The sequence below is a fragment of the Pseudomonas sp. RIT-To-2 genome (assembly GCF_029623465.1).
GTDB lineage: Bacteria > Pseudomonadota > Gammaproteobacteria > Pseudomonadales > Pseudomonadaceae > Aquipseudomonas > Aquipseudomonas silvicola.
The window spans coordinates 141,537-159,468 of sequence record NZ_JAPYKM010000010.1 but is presented as its reverse complement, the minus strand read 5'-3'; the positions used below and the strand labels follow the sequence as shown (position 1 = coordinate 159,468).

The window sequence follows — 17,932 nt, the reverse complement described above, 5'->3', positions numbered from 1 at the left end:
CAAGGAGTGACCCCCATGCCCCATGAAGGGAGCCTGCTACAAGCCGCCGTCGTGTTTCTGTTCGCGGCCGTCATCACCGTGCCCCTGGCCAAGCGCCTGCAACTGGGCGCCGTGCTCGGCTACCTGTTCGCAGGGGTGATCATCGGGCCGCAGGTGCTGGGGTTGATCGGCAACCCGCAAAGCGTTTCGCATATCTCGGAACTGGGCGTGGTGTTGCTGCTGTTCATCATCGGCCTTGAATTGTCACCCCGGCGCCTGTGGGTCATGCGCAAGTCGGTGTTTGGCGTGGGCCTGGCCCAGGTGCTGCTGACCGGTGTGGTCATCGGTGCCGTGGCGCTGCTGGGCTTTCACCAGCCCTTGCCGACCGCCGTGGTGCTGGGCCTGGGGCTGGCGTTGTCGTCCACCGCCTTTGGCTTGCAGAGCCTGGCCGAGAGCAAGCAGCTCAACAGCCCGCACGGGCGGCTGGCGTTTGCCATTCTGCTGTTTCAGGACATCGCTGCCATCCCGTTGATTGCCCTGGTGCCCCTGCTGGCCGATAGCGGCCATGACGCCGTGCCCGGCGACAGCCTCAACCATGGCCTGCGCGTACTGGGCAGTATCGCCGTGGTAGTGGTGGGTGGCCGTTACCTGCTGCGCCCGGTGTTTCGCACCGTGGCCCGCACCGGGCTGCCCGAGGTGTCCACCGCCACGGCGCTGCTGGTGGTCATCGGTACTGCGTGGCTGATGGACCTGGCCGGCGTTTCCATGGCCTTGGGGGCATTTCTGGCCGGTTTGCTGCTGGCCGACTCGGAATATCGCCATGAACTGGAGTCGCAGATCGAGCCCTTCAAGGGCCTGCTGCTGGGGCTGTTCTTCATCAGCGTGGGCATGGGCGCCAACCTGCAACTGCTGCTGGAATCCCCTGCCACGGTACTGGGACTGATGCTGCTGTTGATCGGGATCAAACTGCCGGTGCTGTTGTTCATCGGCCGCCTGGCCGGGGGCCTGACCAGGATCGGCGCGGTGCGTTTGGGGGTGGTGCTGGCCGCGGGCGGCGAATTCGCCTTCGTGGTGTTCAAGATCGGCCGCGACCAGAACCTCTTCGACCAGCACCTGTATGACACCCTGCTACTGACCATCACCCTGTCCATGGCCGTGACACCCCTGCTGTTGCTGGCCTGCGCACGCTGGATCAAGTCGCGGCCAAAACCGGTGGTACCGGTACCCGAGCAGTACACCACCATCGATACCGATGCGCCGCGGGTGGTGATCGCCGGCATGGGCCGCATGGGCCAGATCATCTCGCGGATCCTGCGCGCCCAGAACGTCTCCTTCGTGGCCCTGGACACCTCGGTGGATACCATCGAGTTGACCCGCAGTTTCGGCAACGTGCCGGTGTTCTACGGTGACCCGCTGCGGCCCGAGATCCTCAGTGCGGCCAAGGTCGGCGAGGCCGAGTACTTTGTCATCGCCACCGACGACCCCGAGACCAACATCAAGACGGCGGAGCTGGTGCACCGGCTGTACCCGCACATCAAGATCATCGCCCGTGCCCGCAACCGCCAGCATGTGCACCGCCTGGTGGACGCCGGTGCGCAGGCCGTGCGCGAAACCTTTTACTCCAGCCTGGAGATGAGCCGCCGCACCCTGGTAGGCCTGGGCTTGAGCGAAGAGCAGGCCCATTGGCGCATCCAGCGCTTCAAGCAGCACGATGAACAGGTGCTGGCCGCCCAGTACCTGGTACGCGACGACGCCGCGAAGGTGATGCAGACAGCCCAGGAGGCGCGCAGCGAACTGGAGACCCTGTTCCAGTCCGACAGCAACGGGCCCGAGCGGCCGGAAGACTAGCTCCGCGTTTGCCCAGGCCCTGGGGAGCTGGCAAGCCAGCTCCCCACCCTCACGGCTCTGCAGATGAAACTTCACGCCTGACACCCCCGCCCCGCTAGGCGCCCCCAGGGTTTTGACCTATATTCGCGCCCGCGACGGCCACCGGCCGCCCCGCTCGTTTTCAATACCCCAAGGCAGCACGCGCACCATGTCCGAATCCTATGAAGTCCCTTCACCCCACGAACACCACGTCGAGCACGCCCACCACAGCGGTGACGGCTTCGCCAACAAGATCGCGGTGATGACGGCGGTCATGGCCACCATCGGTGCCTTGCTCAGCTACCAGGCTGGCTCCACCGAGAGCGAGGCGGCGATGAACAAGAACAACGCCGCCATCAAGAAAACCGAAGCCTCCAACCAGTGGAACTACTACCAGGCCAAGTCCAGCCGGCAGAACCTGGCCGACCTGGCCAGCCACATTCCTGGCATGGACGCGGCCCATTACCAGGCCGATGTGGAACGCTACAAGGTGCAAAAGGAAGACGCCCGGCAGAAGGCCGAGGCGCTGGAGAAGGAAGCCGCCGAGTGGGACGTGAAGTCCGAAACCATCCTGCACCAGCACCACCGCTGGGCGCAGGCGATGATGGCGATCCAGATCGCCATTTCCCTGGCGGCCATGACCCTGCTGACCCGCAAGGAATGGCTGGAAAAGCTCTCCATGGGCGCCGCGGCCCTGAGCGTGGTGCTGGGCGGGCTGGCCTGGCTGCACATCTAGGCGACGTGTACCGGGTACTTGTGGAAATAGTCACCAATGGAGGTGTGCAGCGCCTGGGCCAGTTCCACCTGGTGACGATGGCTGATCAACCGCCCGCAGTCGTAAGGGTTGCTCATGAACCCGTGCTCCACCAGGATCGACGGAATGTCCGGCGACTTGAGCACCGCGAAACCGGCCTGCTCCACCCGCTGCTGGTGAAGGTTGGTGACCTGCTTGAAATGCCCGAGCACCATGCGCCCCAGGTCCAGGCTTGAGGCGATGGTGGCGTTCATGGACATGTCCACCAGCACCTTGGAAACCATGGGGTCGTCGTTGCTCAGGGTGCTGTCGAACACCCCGGCGTAGGCATCGGAGCTGTTTTCGCTCTCGGCGATATAACGGGCCATGGCCGATGTGGCACCGTGAGGCGACAGCACGTACACCGAAGCACCGCGGGCCGAGCGCGATGGCGCGGCATCGGCGTGGATCGACACCAGCATGTCGGCCCGGCGCTGGTGGGCCAGCAGCACCCGCTGGTGCAATGGCACGAAAAAGTCGCTGTCGCGGCTCATGGTCGGGTGGAAGCGCGGGTCGCGGCTCAGTTGCTGATGCAAGGCCGTGGCGATGCCCAGCACCACGGTCTTTTCATAATGCCGGGTGCCGCTGACCGCCCCCGGATCCTTGCCGCCGTGCCCGGCATCGATGGCGATGACCGCCGGGCGCTGCCTGGGCCGGTGGGCCGGTGCCTGGCGGGCCATCAGCGCGGCGGCGTGGCCCACTGGCAGGTCCACCAACAGACGCTGACGGCCGCCCCCCATGGACACCAGGCGCGCCTGGGCCTTCGCCGGCTGGTGCATGTCCAGCACCAGACGCATGCCGGTCCTGGTCGGCCCACTGCGCAGCCCCTGCACCGGCGTGCCAGCGAAATCGAGGGCCCCGGGCGGCAGGTGCGCGGCCACCCCGTGCAAGTCGATCACTACCCGGTCGGGCCCGGCCAGCGTGAACACCTGATACTGGACGGGGCCGGCCAGGTCCAGCACCAGGCTGGTCAGTTCGCCCTGGTGGCGCAGCGTGCAATGGCTGACACCCGGCAACGGCGCGGCCATCAACCAGGAAGGGGACAGCAAGGACACGGCACTGATCAGGCCGAGAAAATTGCGACGGTTCACGAAGGGGCCAACCTCGGCAGCATGGGGTAGCCTATTTAACCGAGGTGCGCCCAAGGCACTGAATTAAGTCGCTTAAATAAAAATTTAATAGAGCCGCAGGCGCTGGCTGCCTAGGGTAGCCGGGCCTATACAATGACGCCCCTTTCCCCGGCGCACCACAGAGGAGTAAACCATGAGCAGTGCCCTGGTCATCGAGGACGACGAGGTGACCGCCCACGTCATCATGAGTGAACTGAGCCTGCATGGCTTTACCGTGGACTGGTGCGCCAATGGTCGCGAGGGCCTGGCCAAGGCGATCGCCGGTGGTTTCGACGCCATCACCCTGGACCGCATGCTGCCCGACTTCGATGGCCTGACCATCGTCAGCACCTTGCGCAGCCTGGATATTCACACCCCCGTGCTGATGATCAGCGCGCTCTCGGACGTGGACGAGCGCGTCCGCGGCCTGCGCTCGGGGGGCGATGACTATCTGACCAAGCCTTTTTCCCCGGTGGAAATGGTCGCCCGCCTGGAGGTATTGCTGCGCCGCCCCGCCACCGCCGCCAGCCACCCGCAACTGCGGGTGGGCGACCTGTGCCTGGACCTGGTACAGCACAACCTGAGCCGCGGCCAGGAACAGATCGCCCTGCTGCCCACCGAGTTCAAGATTCTCAACTACCTGATGCGCAATGCCGGGCAACTGGTGACCCGCACCATGCTGTTTCAGGAAGTGTGGGGCTACCACTTCGACCCCGGCACCAACATCATCGACGTGCACCTGGGCCGCCTGCGCAAGAAAATCGAGGGCAGCGAGCAGTCCCCTCTGATCCAGACCGTCAGAGGCACCGGCTATGTCCTCGCCCCCCGCGGTTGAACCCTGGCGCTCGTCCAGCAGCCGCCTGATCGGCTTCTACGCCCTGTTCTTCGTGGCCTGGGGCGCGCTGTTCACCGGCGTGCTGTACTGGCAAATCTCCAATTACCTGGGCAATGTCGCGCAGCGCACGCTGATGCAGCGCGCCCACTATTACGCCAAGGTCGACGACGCCAACCTGGTAGGCGAACTGGCCGCCAGCGAGGCGTATTCCACCCCCAATATCGACGCCTATGGCCTGTTCGACGCCCAGGGCCGGCACCTGGCCGGCGACCTGCTGAAGTTGCGTGCCAGCCTGCCCGATGACGGCCAGGTGCACTACCTGCAACGGGGCCTGAGCGTGGCCCAGGCCAGCGAGGAACCGCGCAGCAGCTATGCCCTGCTGGTGCACCGCAGTGATGGCCGCATGCTGGTACTCGCCCGTGATGGTGGCTCGGTGTCGGCCGTGGGCGGCATTATCCAGCAGGCTCTGGCCTGGGGCCTGTCACTGACCCTGATACCCGGGCTGATCGGTTGGCGCCTGCTGCGCCGCCGCCCGCTCAAGCGCGTGCAACGCCTGCAGCGCAGCACCGAGAGCGTGGTGTCGGGCAACCTCGCCGACCGCCTGCCCTTGTCATCGCGGCACGATGAACTGGACATGCTGGCCAGCGCAGTCAACACCATGCTCGACCACATCGAGCAGTTGATGCTGGAGGTCAAGGGCGTGTGCGATGGCATCGCCCACGACCTGCGCACGCCGCTGACCCGCCTGCGCGCACGCTTGCACCAGTTGGACCAGATGCCCCTGGCCGCCGACCAGCGCGGTGCCCTGGACCAGGCACTGGCGGAAAGCGAGTCGATCATGGTGCGTTTCCAGGGCCTGCTGCGCGTTGCCGAGCTGGAAGACACGCGCCGCCGCAGCGCGTTTCAAGCCTACCTGCCGGCAGAGTTGCTGATGCAGGTCCATGAGTTTTACGAACCCCTGGCCCTGGAACACCAACAGACGTTGACGCTGGACATCCAGGGGCCGTTGCCGGCGCTGATGGGCGACGTGGCACTGCTGTTCGAGGCGCTGGTCAACCTGCTGGACAATGCCATCAAGTTCACCCCGCCCGGCGGTGCCATTCGCTTGCGTGGCCGGGCCACGGCCAGTCACGTGACCCTGGAGGTGGCCGACAATGGCCCGGGCATACCACCGGCCGAGCGCCCTCAGGTGCTACGCCGCCTGTACCGCGCGCCGACGGCCGATACCCAGCCAGGGCATGGCCTGGGCCTGTCGTTGGTGGCCGCCATCGTACGGTTGCATGGCTACCAGCTGCACATCGGCAGTGCGGATGACGGCCGTGGCGCACAGATCAGCTTGAGCTGTCCTGCCCCAGGACCCAAGCGAGGATAAAAATTGCCAATACAACAGAATAACAACAATAAAACACCAATAAATTGGTATTAATCACTGAAATAGCGAGCACATTTTCAGTAACACCCAGTATCATCTTCGCTCCATTCATACTGGGTGACTGCCATGTCCACTCCCGCTTCCCCCGACCGCGCCGCACTGATTTCGGCACGCATCGACCGCCTGCCCGCCGTGGCGACGTTGTGGAAGCTGGTCGCCCTGCTATCGATCGGCGGGTTCTTCGAGCTGTATGACCTGTTCCAGACCGCCTACATCAGCCCCGGGCTGATCCGGGATGGCATTTTCGCGGCCGGTAACCAAGGGGTGTTCGGCCTCTCCGACCAGGCCGCGTTCGCCGCGGCGACTTTCCTGGGCCTGTTCGTCGGCGCCAGCGTGCTGAGCCCCATCGCCGACCGTTTCGGGCGGCGAGCCATCTTCACCTTCGCCCTGGTGTGGTACACCCTCGCCACGGTGGTCATGGGCCTGCAAAGCACGGCGCTGGGGCTGATCGCCTGTCGTTTCCTCGTTGGCATTGGCCTGGGCATCGAGCTGGTGACCATCGACGCCTATCTGTCGGAACTGGTGCCCAAACGCATGCGCAGCTCAGCGTTCGCCTTTGCCTTTTTCGTGCAGTTCCTGTCGGTACCGGCGGTGGCGCTGATGTCCTGGTGGCTGGTGCCACTGGCGCCATTGGGGGTCTCCGGCTGGCGCTGGGTGGTGTTGGCCAGCGCGGTGTTTGCGCTGTTCATCTGGTGGCTGCGCTCGCGCCTGCCCGAGTCGCCGCGTTGGCTGGCCCAGCAGGGGCGCTTCGAGGAAGCCGACGCCATCCTGGCCGCTATCGAGGCCCGGTGCGCGCACGACTTCAAACAGACGTTGCCCGCACCGCAGCTCGAAGCCGTGCCCGTGGAAGCCAAAGGGCACTTTCGGGACATCTGGCAGCCCCCCTATCGGCGTCGGGCGCTGATGCTGATCGTGTTCAACGTGTTCCAGGCCATCGGCTTCTTCGGCTTTGGCAACTGGCTGCCGGCACTGCTGTCAGGCCAGGGCGTGAGCATTACCCACAGCCTGGGCTATGCCTTCGTCATCACCTTGGCCTACCCACTGGGCCCGCTGCTGTTCATGCGCATCGCCAACCGTTTCGAGAACAAGTGGCAGATCGTCGGCTCAGCGTTGGGCACCATGCTGTTCGGCACCTTGTTCGCCTTCCAGAACAGCGCGGTGGGGCTGATTGTGTGCGGGGTGATGATCACCTTCTGCAACGCCTGGCTGACCTTCAGTTACCACGCCTACCAGAGCGAAATGTTCCCCACCCCTATCCGCGCCAGGGCCGTGGGCTTCTGTTATTCGTTCAGCCGCCTGTCCACGGTATTCAGCAGCCTGATGATCGGCTTCTTCCTGGCGCATTTCGGTACGCCGGGCGTACTGGCGTTCATCGTCGCCAGCATGCTCATCGTCACCCTGACCATCGGCGGCTTCGGGCCGAAGACCCGCAACCTGGCGCTGGAGAATATCGCCCACTGATGTGGGAGCTGCACGCCTCAAGCCGAGAATCGCCCCATGCGGATCATGGTCTAAGCTTCTAGCTTTCAATGTGCGGCTTGCAGCTTACAGCTGCCCCTGAAGGGAGTGAGGGTGATGTCCGATCTGCAAGACCTGCCAGCCGCGCAGCTACTGACCATGTTCGCCAGCAAGACGCTGTCGCCATTGGAGTACTATCAGCACCTGGTGGACCACATCAGCCGCTGGGAACCGCATATCAATGCCCTGTGGAACTTTGACCCGCAAGGCATCATGGAGCAGGCCCGGGGGGCCACCGAGCGCTGGGCACGGGGCTTGCCGCGCGGGCCGCTGGACGGTGTGCCCGTCACCCTCAAGGAACTGATCGCCACCCAGGGCAGCCCGGTGCCCCTGGGCAGCGCCGCCACCGTGCTGCAACCCGCCGCCCATGATGCACCACCCGCCGCGCGCCTGCGCGAGGCCGGGGCCATCTTGCTGGGCAAGACCACGGTACCGGATTTCGGCATGCTGTCCTCCGGTGTGTCCAGTTTCCACGGCATCACCCGCAACCCCTGGAACCCCGCCAACAACACCGGAGGCTCCAGCTCCGGGGCCGCCGCCGCGGCCGCCGCAGGTTATGGCCCCTTGCACGTGGGTACCGACATTGGTGGCTCCATCCGCCTGCCTGCCGGCTGGTGTGGCCTGGTGGGCTTCAAGCCAACCCTGGGGCGCGTGCCCATCGACCCGTATTACACCGGCCGCTGCGCCGGTCCCCTAACCCGCAACCTGGACGACTGCGCCCTGCTGATGCGCTACCTGTCGCTGCCCGACAGCCGTGACGCCACCAGCCTGGCACCCCAGGCCCTGGACTGGAAACTGGCGCCGCCATCCCTGCGCGGCCTGCGGGTAGGCCTGCTGCTGGACCCCGGCGTGGGGTTCACGCCTTCGGCACGCACCTGCGCCCTGGTGGAAGCCGCGGCCAAGCTGTTCCAGGCCCACGGCGCACGGTTGCAGGGCGTGGCGCCAGTGATGGACCGCGCGCTGCTCGATGGCATGGACCGTTTCTGGCGCGCCCGCCAATGGGCTGAGCTCAGCGCCATGGGTAGCGCCCAGTTCGAGAAAGTACTGCCCTACGTTCGCGAGTGGGCCGCACCCGCCGCCGAATACACCGCCGTGCAGGCCGTGCAAGGCTTCAACCAGACCTTCGAAATGCGCCGCCGCGCCGCTCAGGTCTTCGACCAGGTGGACCTGCTGCTGTGCCCCACCAACCAGGTCGATACCTTCCCGGCCGACTGGCCGTCGCCGGGCAACGACCCACAGAAACCGTTCGAACATATTGCCTTTACCCTGCCCTGGAACATGGGCGAGCAGCCGGCCTTGTCGATCAACTGCGGGTTCACCGACGACGGCATGCCGGTAGGCTTGCAACTGATAGGCCCACGGTTTGCCGATGAATGGTTGCTGCAGATGGGGAAATGGTACGAAGGGGTGCGGGGTGAAATGCCGCGGTGGCCTGGGGTCCATCACTAGGGCAGGCGCGAGGTTGATGCCTCGCACATTGCCTGTGGGGCCGCCGTACTGACGTTCATGGCAACCCCATTCGGCTTATGGTCAATGCAACTGCAACGTCGAATTGATCTGGCTGATCGCATCCACCACATGCCGTGACCCTTCCTGAATTTCCAGGATCACCTCCCCCGCCTCATTCGCCAGTTCCACCCCCAGCCCGGTGCGGCTGAGGCTCGACTGCATGCTGGCCACGGCGCTGGCGGACAGGTCGTTGTTCTGGCGTACCACGTCGACAATTTCCACCGTGGCCTGGCTGGTACGCGCCGCCAGGGTGCGGACCTCGTCGGCGACCACGGCGAACCCGCGGCCGTGCTCGCCAGCGCGCGCAGCCTCGATGGCCGCGTTCAGGGCCAACAGGTTGGTCTGGTCGGCGATGCCACGAATGGTCTGTACGATCTTGCCGATGATCTCCGACTGTTTGTTCACCGCATCGATGCTGCGCGCCGCTTCGTTGAGGTCGTTGGAGATTTCCTTGATCACGTCCACGGTCTGGCGCACCACATTCGACCCTTTCTGCGCACACACATCGTTCTGCACCGAGGTGGCATGGGCGGCCTCGGCGGCGGATTGCTGAGTGTTGATCTGCGCGGTGATGTCGCTGGCGTATTTCACCACTTTGTACAGGCGCCCCTTGGTGTCGAAGATCGGGTTGTAAGAGGCTTCCAGAAAGACCACCCGGCCATGTTTGTCCACACGTTCGAAGCGGTGGGAATGGTATTCGCCGCGGTTCAGCGAGGCCCAGAAGGCTTTGTAGGCAGGCGACTCGGCTTCGGCCCGGGTGCAGAACAGGCTGTGGTGTTTGCCAACGACTTCGTTCAGCGTGTAGTGCATGGCCTGGAGGAAATTGTCATTGGCGCTCATGACCCGGCCGTCGGGGCTGAACTCCACCACGGCCATGGAGCGGCCAATGGCTTTGAGCTTGCTTTCGCTTTCATGCTCTTCATGCACGTGCTGGGAGATGTCGGCGGCCACCTTGATGACACTTTTCACCTCCCGGTTCTCGCCCAGCACCGGCATGTAGCTGGCCTCCAGCCAGACCTCGCGGCCGCTCTTGTCCAACCGCAGGAAGGTGCCGCTCAGGGGTTCACCACGCTGCAACTGCTGCCACATGCGCGAGTATTCCTCGCTCTTGTGGAAACCGTCCTCGCAGAACAGCCGGTGATGCTTGCCACGAATTTCGTCGGCGGTATAACCCATGGTTGTGCAGAAATTGGCGTTGGCCTCCAGAATCAGCCCTCCGGGCGTGAACTCGATCAGGGCCATCGACCGGCTGATGGCCGCCAGGCGGGCGTTGGCGAAGGCCAGGTCGGCGGAAAGGCGGGCAATAAGCGCTGCATCGGCTTTGCGATGGGAATCAAACATGGTTCGAAGACCTCAAGCATCCAGTGCTGGCAGAAACCGACGGTGGAGGAATGAGGGCAAGAACCAACCCTGGCGCAACATTCCTTGTGCTTTCTTCCCTGAATCGGACAACTCCTGATGGCTCAAGCGCTGAGCATAGCCAGCCCCCAAGCGCTTGCAAGCAGAACGCCAGTAGCCGGGACCACCCGCCCGCGTACCCGGCCTGCGCCCCAGTGATGCCAGGCGCGGCCTGGCGGCCACTGCTGCAGGTGCAGGTGCAATGCAGCGCGGCACGGGAATCAGCTTTCGCGTACGACCAATTCGAAGCCCAGGTCCTGGGTGGGGTGCGCGGCGGGCTTGCCGTCCAGCAGGCCCAGCAGCAATTGCGCCGCCTGGCGGCCAATGGCGGCACGCGGGGTACGGATGGAGGTGAGGCGCGGCACCAGGTGCGCCGAGGCCGGCAGGTCGTTGAACCCGACCATGGCGACCTGCTCGGGTATCTTGAGGCCCTGGCGCGAGGCTTCCAGGATAGCGCCCTGGGCCAGGTCGTCATTGCAGAAAAAGATGCCATCCACGTCCGGGTGGCGGCGCAGCAAGTCATTGAACAACTCGCCCCCCAGGCCAATGGACGACGGCGTGGGCGCCATCAATTGCAGCGCCGGGTCGAAACAACCGGCGGCCTGCAGGGTCTGGCGAAAGCCATCACCGCGTTGCAGCACCCGCGGGTCGAGTTGCGCGGCAATGTAGGCCAGGCGTTTGCGCCCCCGTGACAACAAGTGCCGGGCCGCCACCGCGCCAGCCTGCTCCTGGGAAAAACCCACCGAGGCCACGCCTGGGGTAGCGTCCAGTTCCATCATGTGCACACACGGCACGCCGCTGGCGGCCAACAGCCGCCGCGACGCCTCGGTACGCTCGAAACCGGTCAGCAGCAGGCCCCTGGGCTGATACGCCAGGTAGTTGCGAATCAGGTTTTCTTCTTCATGGATGTCATAGTGGGAGTTGCCGATCAGCACTTCCAGGCCCCGTGGGCGCATCACGTCGTGGATGGCCTCCAGGGTGTCGATGAACAACTGGTTGGACAACGACGGCACCAGCACCACGATGGACTGGCTCTGCGCCGAGGCCAGCGCGCGGGCCGCCGGGTTGGCCACGTAACCCAGTTGCTGGGCGGCCTCGTGGACCTTCAGCGCCAGGGCCGGAGCCACGGTAGCCACGCCCCGCAGGGCCCGGGAAGCAGTAATGGGGGATACGCCGGACAGCCGCGCGACCTCGGAAAGCGTCGGGCGTCCGGTAGTGCGAGAGCCGGTACGGGTCATGGGTCTTATTGTTTTCGACTTGCCATTAATAGGGGTGGCGGCTAAGGTAGCGCTGTCTTTCGCACAGGGCAATGGTGGAATTATTTCACCAAGTGCAACTCCCCGGGCAAAGGCTGCTCAAAACATATCAATAAGATCAGGGCGCAGTCGCCGCTGGGGTAGCCTTTCCAAGGATCCTCTGCACGCGCTGTTCCTGCAGGAGATACCGATGGTTTTCCCTCTTTCCGCGATCGTGGTGATGGGTGTTGCGGGCTGCGGCAAGAGCAGCGTCGGCAATGCTATCAGCCAGCGTAGCGGAGGTCGCCTCATTGAAGGTGACGTGTTCCACCCTGCCGCCAACATCAAGAAAATGTCTGCCGGAATCCCCCTCGACGACGAAGACCGTGCCGGCTGGCTGACCCGCCTGGGCGAGGAAATGAGTGCGTGCGTGGCCAGTGGCGAACGCGCCATCCTGACCTGCTCGGCCCTCAAGCGCGCCTACCGCGACAAACTGCGCGCCGCCGTGCCGGGCCTGGGCTTCGTGTTCCTGCAACTGTCTCGCGAGGAAGCCGCCGACCGCGTCAACCATCGCCCCGATCATTTCATGCCTGCCAGCCTGATCGACAGCCAGTTCGCGACCCTCGAATCCCCCGTCGGCGAGCCGCTGACCCTGCCTTTGGACGCGAGCCAACCGATCGCCGAACTGGCGGAGACGGTGGATGCGTGGCTGCACAATCGGGACGGCGCTTCGTTGCCTCATTCGGCGTGATTTCATGACCCCGAACAAGACAGCGCTACCTCAACTATTATTGCTCCGACCACAACAAGAAGAGGCATACCCTGATGCTGGGTCTACCGACTGACACCTTCCTTTTGCTCGACGCCTTGATCACCATCGTCGGGCTCGTGCTGCTGATCACCAAGCTCAAGGTTCACCCGTTCGTGGCGCTGACCATCGCCGCAGGCTTCCTCGGGCTGACCTCGGGCATGCCCGTGGCCAAGGTGATGAAATCGTTCCAGGACGGCTTTGGCGGCGTGCTGGGCTTCGTCGGTATCGTGCTGGCCCTGGGCACCATGCTCGGCAAGCTGATGGCTGACTCCGGTGGTGCCGACCAGATCGCGCAGACCCTGATCCGTGCCTTCGGCAAACAGAAAGTGCACTGGGCCATGATGTGCTCGGCCTTCCTGGTGGGCATTCCGCTGTTCTTCGAAATCGGCTTCGTGCTGCTGATTCCCTTGGTGTTCATCGTGGCCCGCCGCTCTGGCGTGTCGCTGGTCAAGATCGGTATTCCGCTGCTGGCCGGCCTGTCGGTAGTGCACGGCCTGGTGCCACCGCACCCGGGCCCGCTACTGGCCATCGGCATCTTCAAGGCTGACATCGGCAAGACCATTTTCTACGGCCTGATCGTTGGCCTGCCAACCGCCATCATCGCCGGCCCGCTGTTCGGCAGCTTCATTTCCAAGTACGTGCCGGGCAACCCGTCCACCGAACTGATGGACCAAATCGCCAAGGAATCGCAGCACGAGAACCTGCCCAGCTTCAGCGTGACCCTGATCACCGTGCTGCTGCCGGTGTTCCTGATGCTGCTCAAGACCTTCGCCGACGTATTCCTGCCGGCCGAGCACATCTTCCGCCAGTGGATGGACCTCATCGGCCACCCGATCACCGCGCTGCTGGCCGCCCTGCTGCTGGCCTTCTACACCTTCGGCTATGCCCGGGGCTTTGACCGCGCCAAGATCATGAAGCTGCTGGACCAGAGCCTGGCGCCGACCGCCGCCATCATCCTGATCGTAGGCGCCGGTGGCGGCTTCAAGCAGATGCTGGTGGACACCGGCGTGGGCAACGTGATTGGTCAAATGGCTGTACAGGCCCACGTCTCGCCGATTCTGCTGGCCTGGCTGGTGGCTGCGGTAATTCGTATCGCCACTGGTTCCGCGACCGTGGCCACCATTACCGGCGCTGGCATCGTCGCCCCGGTCGTCGACCTGATCCCGGGCGTCAACCGCGAACTGCTGGTATTGGCCGCCGGTGCAGGCTCGGTGATCCTGTCCCACGTCAACGACGCCGGTTTCTGGCTGGTGAAGCAGTACTTCAACATGACCGTGGCCGAGACCTTCAAGACCTGGAGCATGATGGAAACCATCCTCTCCGTGGTGGCGCTGGTCTTTATCATGCTGCTGTCGGTGGTCGTCTGATCAGCCCAGCCGCTTGATATCCGCGTATCGCCCGGTGCTGCAAGACCGGGCGATACGCGGGAACCGTCAACACACCGCTTCCTGCCTGCCGCACCGCCCCGCCCGCTCGGCGAAGTCCCCCAGACGATCGAAATTGACGTTGGCCCCCGAATCGATGGCCACCAGCGTCTGCCCGCGCACACCCCGCGTCGCCACGTAGCGCTTGATGCCAGCCACCGCCAATGCCCCCGACGGCTCGGTGATGGAGCGCGTGTCGTCGTAGATATCCTTGATCGCCGCCCCCAGCTCGTCGTTGCTCACGGTAATCACCTCATCTACCCACAACCGGCAGATGTCGAAGCAGTGCGCGCCGATCTGCGCCACCGCCACGCCGTCGGCGAAGGTATCGACCTGGCCCAGCACCACCCTCTCCCCCGCCGCCAGCGCCGCCTGCAGGCAGTTGGAGCCCTCGGACTCGACACCGATGACGCGGATGTGCGGGCGCAGGTATTTGACGTAGGCGGCGATGCCGGCGATCAAACCTCCGCCGCCCACCGGCACGAAGATGGCGTCCAGGCCATCAGGCTGTTGCCGCAGAATTTCCATGGCCACGGTGCCTTGGCCGGCGATCACGTCCGGGTCGTCGAAAGGTGGCACGAAGGTCATGCCCTGCTTGGCCAGCTCCAGCGCGTGGGCCAGGGCCTGGGGAAACGCCGGGCCGTGCAGCACCACCTGGCCACCGCGGGACAGCACACCGTCCACCTTCAACTGCGGGGTCGTCTCAGGCATCACGATGACCGCCTTTATGCCCAGCTCGCGCGCCGCCAGTGCCACACCCTGGGCATGGTTGCCCGCCGAGGCGGTCACCACCCCGGCCGCGCGCTCGGCGGCCGTCAGTTGCGCCAGCTTGTTGCAGGCACCGCGAATCTTGAACGAGTAAGTGGGCTGCAGGTCTTCGCGCTTGAGCAGGATCTGGTTGCCCAGGCGCGCGGACAATGCCGGTGCTGCTTGCAGGGGCGTTTCGATGGCCAGGTCGTAGACCTTGGCTTCCAGGGTCTTGCGGGCATACCAGGCAAGCTGGGCGGTGGCGGTGTCACTCACGGTACGGTCTCCGTTCTGGTCGGAGCCCTGGTGACGTTTCAAGAAAAACCCGCCACGAGGGCGGGTTCGGTGCAGCTGCCAGCTAGCCCGCCAAATGAGGAATGGCGGTAATAATAATGCTCATGGCGGGCAGCAACAGGGATAGGTTCATGGGGGAAACATACCCCCGCCCGCACCGCGCCGTCAACCGCCTGTCGGCATGCGGGCACCTTGCCATCCTGCGCGCAGCCCAATGCCTGTAGCGATCATGGAAAGGAGACTGTTCATGAATACTTCCCGTTGGGCCGCCCTGGCCCTGACCACCCTGCTCAGCGCCGGCGCCTTCGCCGACGACAGCACCGGGCCCACCAACCCTGCCAACCCCAATGGCGCTATCGGCACCACGCCTGCGGAAATCGGCGTGCCCAGTGGCACCGGCACGCGCATGCAGAATGGCAACACCGACGGCTCCGCCGGCCCGGACATGCCCGCGGGCAGCCAGCCGATCAAGCCGGTGCAAGGCGGCAACCCCGAAGGCAGCTCCATGGGCAACAGCAACACCAAGCCCGACAGCCCTTCGAGCACCACCAGCAAACCGTGACGAACCCCGGGCCGGCAGGGTAGATTCAGCAGTTCCTATCGGCCCGCACAGGATTGCACCATGGACATGCCCGTTCGCCTACTGGGGCGCGACACTTCGATCAACGTGCGCAAGGTATTGTGGACGCTGCACGAACTGGGTGTCGGGTTCATTCGCGAGGACTACGGCAACGGCTTCGCCTCGACCCACACTGATGACTACCTGCGCCTGAACCCCAACGCCCAGGTGCCCGTACTGGTGGACGAGCGCGGGCCACTGTGGGAGTCCAATACCATTTGCCGCTACCTGGCCGCCAAGCACGGCGACCAGGGCCTGCTGCCCAGTGATGCCCGCGCCCGCGCGCTGGTGGAGCAGTGGATGGACTGGCAGGCCACGGAACTCAACCCGGCGTGGCGTTACCCGTTCACCGCGCTGATACGTCAGGACCCGGCTTACCAGGAGGCGGCGAATCTGGCGGCCGGTGCAGCGCAGTGGAACCGCATGATGGGCATTCTGGAGGGGCAGTTGGCGCACACCGGGGCGTATGTCACCGGCGCCGCGTTCACCTTGGCCGATGTGGTACTGGGGCTCTCGGTGAACCGCTGGAAGATGACGCCCATCGAGCATGCCCGGTTACCAGCCGTGGAAGCCTACTATCAGCGGCTTCAGGGCCGTGAGGGCTTTGTGCTGTATGGGGCCAATGGCATGCCATGAAGCCGGGGACCAGGCGCACAAGCCCGCTCCCGCAACAGGCAGGTCATCGACCATGGCCTGCCAGGGATATGGCCGAACGCAGTTCGTTGAACAACGTCACCACGGAGCGCAGAGCCCGGCAATCCGGGCGGGTCAGCAACCACAGTGCGCTGTCGTGCCCCGCCAGCGGCTCGCCCAACGGTGCAAGCCCCTGCATCAGGAACGTCGGCAACACCGCCACGCCCAGGCCCGCGCGCACCAGTTGTGCCACGGCCAGCATCGAGCTGGCCCGGTACATCGGCGTCACCCCCGGCAAGTGCTCGCGCCGCCAGGCCACTCCCGGGTGGTCGGGTATAAAGTCATCCGCCGCGATCCAGCTCATCTGCGCCAGGTCAGCCGTGCCGCAGGTATCAAGATACCCCTGGTTGGCACACACCCGATAAGGCACCGCCCCCAGCCGGCAGCCCACCAGGTGCTCGGGCGGCGCCTGGGTCAGGCGCAGGGCCAGGTCGGCGTCCCGCCGGGTCAGGTTGGCAAAATCATTGCTGGTGGCCAGTTCCAGCGCCAGTGCCGGGTAGCGCGGCATGAACGTCGCCAGCGCCGGTAGCAGCAAGTGCTGCAGCACGGCGTCGGTACAGGTCAGGCGCACAGTGCCGCTCACCACTTCGCCGCCCTGCTCGACGCTCACCTGGGCCACCTGCAACGCCTGTTCAGCCTGTTCCGCCTGCGCAGCCAGGCTCACTGCCAGGGCCGTGGGCAAGTAACCGGCACGGCTCTTTTCGAACAAGGCCTGCCCCAGGGCGGACTCCAGGCGTCGAATCGAGCGAAACACCGTGGACACGTCCACCTTCAGCAATTCAGCCGCCCGCGCGAGGGCGCGCGCCCGTACCAGCGCCAGGATCAATGTCAGGTCGTGATGATTGATTCGATATTGCATGAATGCACGGATACTTTGCCGAGATGCCAATATTGATTGCGCTGGCGCCAGCCTATAGTAGCCCCCAGCCACCCGGCAAGGCTCACTGAAGGAACACAGCCCATGTCACCCACGCGCCCGCTGCACATCGCCCTGGTCGGCGATTTCGATGCGTCCATCACTGCCCACCGTGCCATCCAGGCCGCCCTGCCCTTGGCGGCCAGGGCCCTGGGGCTGAGTGTGGAGGCCCGTTGCCTGGCGACTGACCAGATCAGCGCCGCTACCCTGGCGCAGCCGTTCGATGCCTTCTGGTGCATGCCAGGCAGCCCTTATCGCAGCCTGGAGGGCGCACTGGCCGCCATCCGCCATGCCCGAGAGCAGCGCATTCCATTTCTGGGTACCTGCGCGGGCTTCCAGCACGCGTTGCTGGAGTACGCCCGCAACGCGCTAGGCTGGGCCGACGCCGAGCACGGCGAAAGCACCCCGCAAGCGGCGCGGGCGATTATCAGCCCGCTGAGCTGTTCACTGGTAGAGGTACGCGGCACCCTGCACCTGCAACCGGGCACGCTGATCGCCCAGGCCTATGAGGAATTGGTCATCGAGGAAGGCTACCACTGCAACTACGGGCTCAACCCCGCGTTCGCCGAAGCGCTGCTGGCCGGGCCGCTGCGCCCCTGTGCCCACGACGCAAACGGCGAAGTACGCGCCGTGCAACTGGAGGGCCACCCGTTCTTCGTCGCCACCCTGTTCCAACCCGAGCGCGCGGCGCTGGAAGGCCGCGTGCCGCCTGTGTTGACCGCGCTGTTGCACGCTGCACAGCGGAGGGTTTGAG

The 17,932-nt window shown here is 64.9% G+C and carries 15 protein-coding genes and 2 pseudogenes; 11 read left to right on the top strand and 6 right to left on the bottom strand.

Annotated elements, in window-relative coordinates:
* The first annotated feature begins 15 nt into the window (after positions 1-15).
* Together QBK88_RS12005 and QBK88_RS12000 are read left to right on the top strand one after the other, a co-directional pair.
* Positions 16-1,827, top strand: coding sequence for a monovalent cation:proton antiporter-2 (CPA2) family protein (locus QBK88_RS12005; RefSeq protein WP_268149945.1), 1,812 nt, complete (start codon positions 16-18; stop codon positions 1,825-1,827).
* A 187-nt stretch (positions 1,828-2,014) separates the two neighbouring features.
* Positions 2,015-2,581, top strand: coding sequence for a DUF4337 domain-containing protein (locus QBK88_RS12000; RefSeq protein ID WP_277962198.1), 567 nt, complete (start codon positions 2,015-2,017; stop codon positions 2,579-2,581).
* Here QBK88_RS12000 and QBK88_RS11995 read toward each other — a convergent pair.
* Positions 2,578-3,729: an N-acetylmuramoyl-L-alanine amidase gene (locus QBK88_RS11995; protein WP_277962197.1), complete on the bottom strand. Its 1,152-nt coding sequence runs from the start codon at positions 3,727-3,729 to the stop codon at positions 2,578-2,580. The genes QBK88_RS12000 and QBK88_RS11995 overlap by 4 nt on opposite strands.
* A gap of 172 nt (positions 3,730-3,901) precedes the next feature.
* On the opposite strand from QBK88_RS11995, the gene QBK88_RS11990 reads away from it, so the two are divergent.
* The 4 genes from QBK88_RS11990 (at position 3,902) to QBK88_RS11975 (ending at position 8,981) form a co-directional block, all read left to right on the top strand.
* Positions 3,902-4,582, top strand: a complete 681-nt coding sequence (locus QBK88_RS11990; protein WP_268149939.1) for a response regulator transcription factor — start codon at positions 3,902-3,904, stop codon at positions 4,580-4,582.
* Positions 4,560-5,954 (top strand): sensor histidine kinase, encoded by a 1,395-nt coding sequence (locus QBK88_RS11985; RefSeq protein WP_277962196.1) that lies wholly within the window; start codon positions 4,560-4,562, stop codon positions 5,952-5,954. The genes QBK88_RS11990 and QBK88_RS11985 overlap by 23 nt, the downstream gene beginning before the upstream one ends.
* Before the next feature lie 126 nt (positions 5,955-6,080).
* The gene (locus tag QBK88_RS11980) at positions 6,081-7,475 is read left to right on the top strand and encodes an MFS transporter (RefSeq protein ID WP_277962195.1); all 1,395 of its coding nucleotides are present in this window, start codon (positions 6,081-6,083) and stop codon (positions 7,473-7,475) included.
* 114 nt (positions 7,476-7,589) lie between these two features.
* Entirely contained in the window at positions 7,590-8,981 is a 1,392-nt protein-coding gene (locus tag QBK88_RS11975) for an amidase (RefSeq protein ID WP_277962194.1), read from the top strand.
* An 81-nt stretch (positions 8,982-9,062) separates the two neighbouring features.
* On the opposite strand, the pseudogene QBK88_RS30870 reads toward QBK88_RS11975, so the two are convergent.
* The 3 genes and pseudogenes from QBK88_RS30870 to QBK88_RS11965 form a co-directional block, all read right to left on the bottom strand.
* A pseudogene (locus QBK88_RS30870) lies at positions 9,063-9,416 on the bottom strand (methyl-accepting chemotaxis protein); the annotation flags it as partial.
* A gap of 183 nt (positions 9,417-9,599) precedes the next feature.
* Positions 9,600-10,382, bottom strand: a pseudogene (locus tag QBK88_RS30865) (PAS domain-containing protein); the annotation flags it as partial.
* A gap of 278 nt (positions 10,383-10,660) precedes the next feature.
* Positions 10,661-11,677 carry a LacI family DNA-binding transcriptional regulator gene (locus QBK88_RS11965; protein ID WP_277962192.1) on the bottom strand — a complete coding sequence of 339 codons (1,017 nt, stop codon included), beginning with the start codon at positions 11,675-11,677 and terminating at the stop codon, positions 10,661-10,663.
* 208 nt (positions 11,678-11,885) lie between these two features.
* On the opposite strand from QBK88_RS11965, the gene QBK88_RS11960 reads away from it, so the two are divergent.
* The gene (locus QBK88_RS11960; RefSeq protein WP_268149932.1) at positions 11,886-12,425 is read left to right on the top strand and encodes a gluconokinase; all 540 of its coding nucleotides are present in this window, start codon (positions 11,886-11,888) and stop codon (positions 12,423-12,425) included.
* A 74-nt stretch (positions 12,426-12,499) separates the two neighbouring features.
* Positions 12,500-13,852, top strand: coding sequence for a GntP family permease (locus tag QBK88_RS11955; RefSeq protein ID WP_277962191.1), 1,353 nt, complete (start codon positions 12,500-12,502; stop codon positions 13,850-13,852).
* A 66-nt stretch (positions 13,853-13,918) separates the two neighbouring features.
* Here QBK88_RS11955 and ilvA read toward each other — a convergent pair whose 3' ends face one another.
* Entirely contained in the window at positions 13,919-14,932 is a 1,014-nt protein-coding gene (gene ilvA, locus QBK88_RS11950) for a threonine ammonia-lyase, biosynthetic (RefSeq protein WP_445764924.1), read from the bottom strand.
* Between the two features lie 265 nt (positions 14,933-15,197).
* Here ilvA and QBK88_RS11945 point away from each other — a divergent pair, with 265 nt between their 5' ends.
* Positions 15,198-15,512 carry a hypothetical protein gene (locus QBK88_RS11945; protein ID WP_277962190.1) on the top strand — a complete coding sequence of 105 codons (315 nt, stop codon included), beginning with the start codon at positions 15,198-15,200 and terminating at the stop codon, positions 15,510-15,512.
* Between the two features lie 60 nt (positions 15,513-15,572).
* Complete coding sequence (locus tag QBK88_RS11940; protein ID WP_277962189.1) at positions 15,573-16,205, top strand: glutathione S-transferase; 633 nt, start codon at positions 15,573-15,575, stop codon at positions 16,203-16,205.
* A 43-nt stretch (positions 16,206-16,248) separates the two neighbouring features.
* Here QBK88_RS11940 and QBK88_RS11935 read toward each other — a convergent pair whose 3' ends face one another.
* Positions 16,249-17,121: a LysR family transcriptional regulator gene (locus QBK88_RS11935; RefSeq protein ID WP_277962188.1), complete on the bottom strand. Its 873-nt coding sequence runs from the start codon at positions 17,119-17,121 to the stop codon at positions 16,249-16,251.
* A gap of 102 nt (positions 17,122-17,223) precedes the next feature.
* Between QBK88_RS11935 and QBK88_RS11930 the strand changes: the two genes are divergently transcribed.
* A complete protein-coding gene (locus QBK88_RS11930; RefSeq protein ID WP_277962187.1) occupies positions 17,224-17,931 on the top strand; it encodes a CTP synthase C-terminal region-related (seleno)protein in 708 nt (235 codons plus the stop codon).
* Position 17,932: the final 1 nt, after the last annotated feature.